This window comes from Halolactibacillus miurensis, assembly GCF_900116255.1.
GTDB lineage: Bacteria > Bacillota > Bacilli > Bacillales > Amphibacillaceae > Halolactibacillus > Halolactibacillus miurensis.
Genome location: NZ_FPAI01000006.1, coordinates 139,250 through 145,506, shown reverse-complemented (window position 1 = coordinate 145,506; position 6,257 = coordinate 139,250). Strand labels below are relative to the sequence as shown.

General features: G+C 39.1%; 5 protein-coding genes. All 5 read left to right on the top strand.

Going from position 1 to position 6,257, the window contains the following annotated elements:
- Nucleotides 1-246 precede the first annotated feature (246 nt).
- The 5 genes from BM390_RS05995 (at nucleotide 247) to BM390_RS05975 (ending at nucleotide 6,105) form a co-directional block, all read left to right on the top strand.
- The gene (locus BM390_RS05995; RefSeq protein ID WP_089853347.1) at nucleotides 247-1,113 is read left to right on the top strand and encodes a YitT family protein; all 867 of its coding nucleotides are present in this window, start codon (nucleotides 247-249) and stop codon (nucleotides 1,111-1,113) included.
- 286 nt (nucleotides 1,114-1,399) lie between these two features.
- Nucleotides 1,400-2,086, top strand: a complete 687-nt coding sequence (gene ftsE / locus BM390_RS05990; RefSeq protein ID WP_062322391.1) for a cell division ATP-binding protein FtsE — start codon at nucleotides 1,400-1,402, stop codon at nucleotides 2,084-2,086.
- A complete protein-coding gene (gene ftsX, locus BM390_RS05985) occupies nucleotides 2,076-2,969 on the top strand; it encodes a permease-like cell division protein FtsX (RefSeq protein ID WP_062322389.1) in 894 nt (297 codons plus the stop codon). Before ftsE ends, ftsX begins: the two co-directional genes overlap by 11 nt.
- A gap of 68 nt (nucleotides 2,970-3,037) precedes the next feature.
- Nucleotides 3,038-4,468: a murein hydrolase activator EnvC family protein gene (locus BM390_RS05980; RefSeq protein ID WP_062322387.1), complete on the top strand. Its 1,431-nt coding sequence runs from the start codon at nucleotides 3,038-3,040 to the stop codon at nucleotides 4,466-4,468.
- 161 nt (nucleotides 4,469-4,629) lie between these two features.
- Nucleotides 4,630-6,105, top strand: coding sequence for a S41 family peptidase (locus tag BM390_RS05975; RefSeq protein ID WP_246806747.1), 1,476 nt, complete (start codon nucleotides 4,630-4,632; stop codon nucleotides 6,103-6,105).
- Nucleotides 6,106-6,257 lie beyond the last annotated feature (152 nt).

Sequence of the window (6,257 nt, the reverse complement as noted above, 5' to 3'; positions counted from 1 at the left end):
ACCTATTATTGATACTTCTATTTTATCGAAAAAAAGACCGGATGCCTATGATTAAATGAGGTATCCGATCTTTTTTGGACTTTTTCAGTGGCCTCGTTAAATGCTGGATGTCTCCTTTTTTAGTATGATTTTAATCCTTTACTCTAATAATGAGATGGTGTGTTAACGGGAAAAAGCCAGTTGTTTCCTATGAGATTATCTGATATACTCCTTTAGGTTGTGATAAATTGCTAAGGGGTGGATGTAATGATACAAAGATATAGACGTGAACCGATGCCAAGACCTTTAGTATTGACATTTGAGTATAGTTTAGTCTTACTCGGTTCTTTTATGATTGCGATTGGCTTTAATTTATTTTTACTACCGAATCAAGTCGCCTCTGGTGGCGTTGCCGGTATTAGTACGATTTTGAATAGTGTCTTTGGCTATAGTCCAGAAATTGTCCAGTGGGCGATTAATATCCCGCTGTTTGTCTTAGGGATTTTTATTTTAGGTAAAAACTTTGGGATGAAAACATTTGTTGGTACGGTCGCTGTTCCGTTTTTTGTTGGTGTGAGTAGCGCCTGGCCAGCAGCGACACCGGATCCATTACTCGGCGCGATTTTTGGTGGCATGGCTTGTGGTGTCGGAATCGGCATTGTCTTTCGCGGGAAAGGATCGACTGGTGGTATTGATTTAGCGGCACAGATCTTACATAAATATGTGCCCCTTCCTTTTGGTATTTGTATAGCTCTTTTTGATGGGGTAATCGTTTTAACAGCTACATTTGTCTTTTCGGTTGAACAAGGGTTATACGCATTAATCGGACTTTTTGTTACGAGTCGAACGATTGATTTAGTCCAAGTTGGACTGAATAGTTCGAAGAACTTAATGATTATTACTGATCATGTGGAACCAGTGAGAGAAGCTTTACTTAATCAAGTTGACCGAGGTGTCACTGTCTGGCAAGCAGAAGGCGGTTATACAAAAGAAGAACGCCGCATGATTATGTGTGTGGTGAATCAAAATGAATTTAGTCGTACGTCACAAATTATTAAATTGATTGATCCTAAAGCTTTCATTGTCGTCATGAATGCTAGTGAAGTGATTGGTGAAGGCTTCACGAAGCATTAATCAAATAATATCAAAACCTCTTTCAACCGTTATTAGGTTAAAAGAGGTTTTTTTAATAAAAGAAACTAAAACACTTATTATATTAGGTGTTTTAACTAAAATAGTCTCTTCCCCCCCTTACTTCTAGGATTCGGAAATTTATTGAAGGAAATGAAATCAAACTGTAACATTATAAAGGTAAAAAAATGGCGGATGAAATGTTATAATAGTAAAGCATGAGCAAATATGTCACAAAAACAGGTGAATTGTTTGCTTAATCAAACATAGTAAAGGTGATTGGATAATTATGATAAAAATGAAAGACATTCGAAAAACATATCCAAATGGTGTACAAGCCTTAAATGGCATAACGATAGATATCGACCTCGGCGAATTTGTTTATTTAGTTGGGCAAAGTGGTGCCGGGAAATCAACATTCATTAAAATCATCTTCGGAGATGAGAAAGCAACATCGGGTGATGTGCAAGTCGCCGGACATGATGTTGTCAATATGAAGCGTAAAGAAATCCCTTACTTACGACGGGATATTGGCGTCGTCTTTCAAGATTTCAAACTCTTACCGACCATGACTGTTTATGAAAATGTTGCTTTTGCGTTAGAAGTTGTAGAAGAAACACCAAAAAATATTCGTAAACGTGTGATGGAAGTTCTTGACCAAGTGGGACTTAAAAATAAGGCAAGGTTTATTCCGGATGAACTCTCTGGTGGCGAACAACAACGGGTCGCGATCGCAAGAGCTATTGCCAATTATCCGAAATTACTCATTGCTGATGAGCCTACGGGTAACTTAGATCCAGATACATCGTGGGAAATTATGAAAATATTAGAAGAAATTAATGCAGCAGGAACGACCATTATTATGGCAACCCACAGTAAAGAAATTGTGAATACAATTAAACGACGTGTTATCGCTATTGAAGGCGGTATGATTGTGCGTGACCAGCATCGAGGTGATTACGGCTATGAGAGCTAGAACTTTTAAACGACATATTAGAGAAGGACTTAAAAATACTTGGCGTAACAGTTGGATGACGTTAGCTTCAGTTGGGGCCGTTACGACAACGCTAATTTTAGTTGGTGCTTTTTTAGTCTTATTGTTAAATATTAACCATATTGCAGAAAATCTCGAAGAAGATGTAGAAATTAAAGTGCTTGTCGATTTAACGGCGAATGAGGCAGAAACAGCCTCTGTTGGAGACGAACTTGAACGGCTCGATAATGTAAAGAGCGTCACGTTTTCAACTCGAGAAGAAGAACTTGAACGATTAATGTCAGGTTTAGGGGATGAGGGAGATATCTTCGGTCTACAAGACCAAGAGAATCCGTTAAACGATGCTTATATTATAAAACTTGACGATCCAACCCAAACCGTCGCAATGGCACAAGAAATTGAAAGCTTTGACCATGTTGAAGATGTCAATTATGGTGAGGATTTTGTGCAAAACCTCTTTGACTTTAATGCCTATGCAAGAAACATTGGTCTAGTATTAATTGTAGCCTTGCTCTTTACCGCGATTTTCCTTATTTCTAATACGATTAAGATTACCATCTTTGCAAGACGTAAAGAAATTGAAATCATGCAGCTTGTTGGTGCGACGAAATGGTTTATTCGTTGGCCATTCTTCGTAGAAGGTATGCTACTCGGAGTATTAGGTAGTGTTATACCGATCAGTCTTTTGATTGGTGGCTATTACTATTTAGATCAAAACATGAGCGTCGTTCAACAATTTGATTTTATCACGCTTCTCCCTTTCTCACCATTTGTTTGGCAAGTATCGGGTGTCATCATCCTCATTGGTGTCGTCATCGGTATATGGGGTAGTGTGATGAGTGTACGGAAATTCTTAAAAGTGTAACGAGAAATGCAGATGGCGCTGTTATAGCGCCATCATTCTATAAAAATTAGAAAGAAGGAGTTGGCAAAATGAAAAAGATATTGGCATACATATTTATTTCTGTTTTGATGGTGAATATGGTTGTTCCTCTCTCACAGCCTGTGGTAGCTCAATCGATTAATGAATTAAAGCAGGAACTTGAGGCGTTAGAAGAAGAACGTCAAAACATAAATAGCAATGCGAGTGACGCTGAAGAAAAGATAAAAGAAAATGAAGCGCGTCAACAACAAGTAAAAGCGAAAATTGCGGAATTAGATGAAGATTTAGCCGTCACAGCCGATCAACTAGAGACCAAAGAAAATGAAATCACTGTCACTGAAAATGAGATTTCAACGATTCAAACGAACATAACAACAACTGAAAATGATATTACTGAAACAGAAGCAGAAATCGTTCAATTAAACGAAGAAATTGAAGATTTAATGAAGCGTATTGATGAGCGACAGGAATTAATTAGTTCGCGTCTTCGTTCGATGCAACGCACCGGTGGAAATGCAACATACCTAGAGCTCGTCTTTAGTGCGCAAAGTTTTAGTGATTTTATCTCCCGATTAACAGCAGTATCGAAGATTTTAGATTCAGATAAAAATATTATGGAAATACAAAAACAAGATAAATTAGATTTAGAAACAAAACGGGTAGAAGTTGAAACGAAAAAGGCCGACTTAGAAACAAAACGAACAGAATTAACAGCGGCTAAAGAAGAGTTAGAGTCGAAAAAAGCGACACTTGTTTCTCAAAGACAAGAACTTGCACAAATCCAAGAACAATTAAACATTCAGCGTGCCAATCAATCTGACTTAATGGTACAGTTAGAAGAGGAACATGCTGAGTTAGAAGAATATAAAGTCACATTAGCTGACCAACAAGAAATTAAACGTAAGGAAGCAGCAGCCATTCAACAAGCTATTAAAAATGCTGAAGAACAAGCTAAAAAAGAAGAACAGTTAAGTCAAGAGGATGGTAATTCAGCAAGTGCGGGTTCACCTGATTCAGGATCATCTGGCGGTGGGACACTCTTTTGGCCAGCTTCTACTCGCCGTGTGACATCACCCTTTAATCCAAACCGTGTGCACCCGGTTACCGGTGTCGTAAAACCACACCGAGGAATGGATATTGCCGCACCAGGTACACAACAAATTTATGCCGCAGCTGATGGTGTGGTTGTGGATACGTATACCGAATATGACGGACGCATGAATGGATATGGTGATGCGATTCTATTAACGCACTATATCGACATAGATGGTGATGGTGATAAAGAACAAGTATCCACGCTATATGCTCACTTGCGTTCAGGTACAACGCGTGTAAGCCCTGGACAATCAGTCTCAAGAGGCCAACAGATTGCGCTTATGGGGAATACGGGTATCGGAACCGGTCAACACTTACACTTTGAAGTTCATCTAGGGGGTTGGGCGCATGCGAATGCCGTTAACCCAGCCAATTACTTGTATTAAGTTAAAATAACCTCATCAAATATTGATGGATTATGATTTGAGGCATCACGCGACAGGCGTGGTGCCCTTTTAATATCGTACTAGCAAAAAATATGTTAGACTTAGTAAAGTAAACGCTTAGTTAAACAAATGTTAAAGATGTGGAGTGGTCAGGGTTGCGTATGAAAAAAAGTGTTCTTATGATGTTATTAATTGCTGCTTTAGTTTTAGGTGGTGGCATAAGCTATGCGGTAACTGAATGGGTATTGGTCGATGAAAGTAAGACAACACCGTCAGGAATCACAGAAGAACGTTATGAAGAGATGTTAAATGAGTTATCAGATTCCGTTCAGCTACCGAAAGTTGTACAAGCTTTTAATCAAATTCAGTCGAATTATATTGAAGATATTACCGAACAACAACTCATAGAAGGTGCCATTAGCGGTATGCTTGAGAGTTTGGGTGATCCTTACAGTGAGTACTTAGATGTTGAAACGATGGAAGCTTTCAATGAACAAATCGAAGCCTCTTTTGAAGGCATTGGGGCAGAAGTCAGCATGATCAATGGCGTTGTGACGATTGTGTCACCTTTAAAGGATTCTCCCGCTGAAAAGGCAGGTTTACGTCCAAACGATCAAGTTGTGACTATTGAAGGTGAGTCGACAGAAGGTTTGGATTTACTTGAAGCGGTCTCAAAAATACGTGGAGAAAAAGGAACAGAAGTTAAGATTGAAGTGAGACGTCAAAACTCTGATCAACTCATTCCGTTCACTATTACTCGAGATACAATTCCTTTAGAAACGGTCTATAGTGACGTGATTGAACAGAATGACGAACAGCTTGGTTATATTGAAATAACGAACTTTTCAGAGACAACCGCTACACGATTTAAAGAAGAATTAACGACGTTTGAATCGAAGGGTATTGATGGATTAATCATTGATGTCCGCGGGAATCCAGGTGGTTTATTAGATGTTGTTCAAGAAATCTTGCGGGAATTTATCCCAAGTGATCGACCGTATATGCAAGTAGAAGATGGTAACGGGGAAAGAGAACGCTTCTTTTCAAATACTGAGGCAGAAAAACCCTATCCCGTGACAGTGTTAATTGATGAAGGGAGTGCTTCTGCTTCTGAAATTTTGGCGGTGTCATTAAAAGAAGCCATTCATGCGAATATTGTCGGTCAGACGAGCTTTGGTAAAGGCACGGTTCAAACGACATTGGATATGGGCGATGGCAGTTCACTTAAGCTAACAATTTTAAAATGGTTATCTGCCGAAGGGACGTCGATTCATGAAGTTGGTGTAGAGCCGACAGTGGCAGTTAAGCAACCCGATTATTATTACTCATCACCTATCGTTCTTGATGAGACTGTAAAAGTGGACGCCGTCTCGACTAACGTAAGATTTATGCAAGAAATGCTAAAAGGTCTGGGCTATGATATTGACCGGACGGACGGTTATTTCTCTAGCGAGACTGCTTCCACGTTAAAAGCTTTTCAAGATGATCAAGGGTTATCAGTGACAGGAGACCTCAATCAAGAAACAGCTGAGCGGCTTCAAGGTGAAATTATACAGCGCATTCGTGATGGAAAGGACGATCGACAAAAAGAAGAAGCGATTGATATCACAAGACAACAAGCACAAACAAATGAATAAAGCTTAATTAAGAGCCCCTGTCTCATCGATAGGGGCTCATTTGTTAGTAATATTTTAATTGGGAATCATATCCGTGCTTTAAAATATGATATAGTAGAAGTGGAGAATTTATAAATGGTCTGTTGTTGAATAGCATGCCGTATAGATATTTT

Coding starts and splice junctions, on each gene's coding strand:
- BM390_RS05995 (WP_089853347.1), top strand. CDS start 247: ATGATACAAAGATATAGACGTGAACCGATGCCAAGACCTTTAGTATTG.
- ftsE (WP_062322391.1), top strand. CDS start 1,400: ATGATAAAAATGAAAGACATTCGAAAAACATATCCAAATGGTGTACAA.
- ftsX (WP_062322389.1), top strand. CDS start 2,076: ATGAGAGCTAGAACTTTTAAACGACATATTAGAGAAGGACTTAAAAAT.
- BM390_RS05980 (WP_062322387.1), top strand. CDS start 3,038: ATGAAAAAGATATTGGCATACATATTTATTTCTGTTTTGATGGTGAAT.
- BM390_RS05975 (WP_246806747.1), top strand. CDS start 4,630: ATGAAAAAAAGTGTTCTTATGATGTTATTAATTGCTGCTTTAGTTTTA.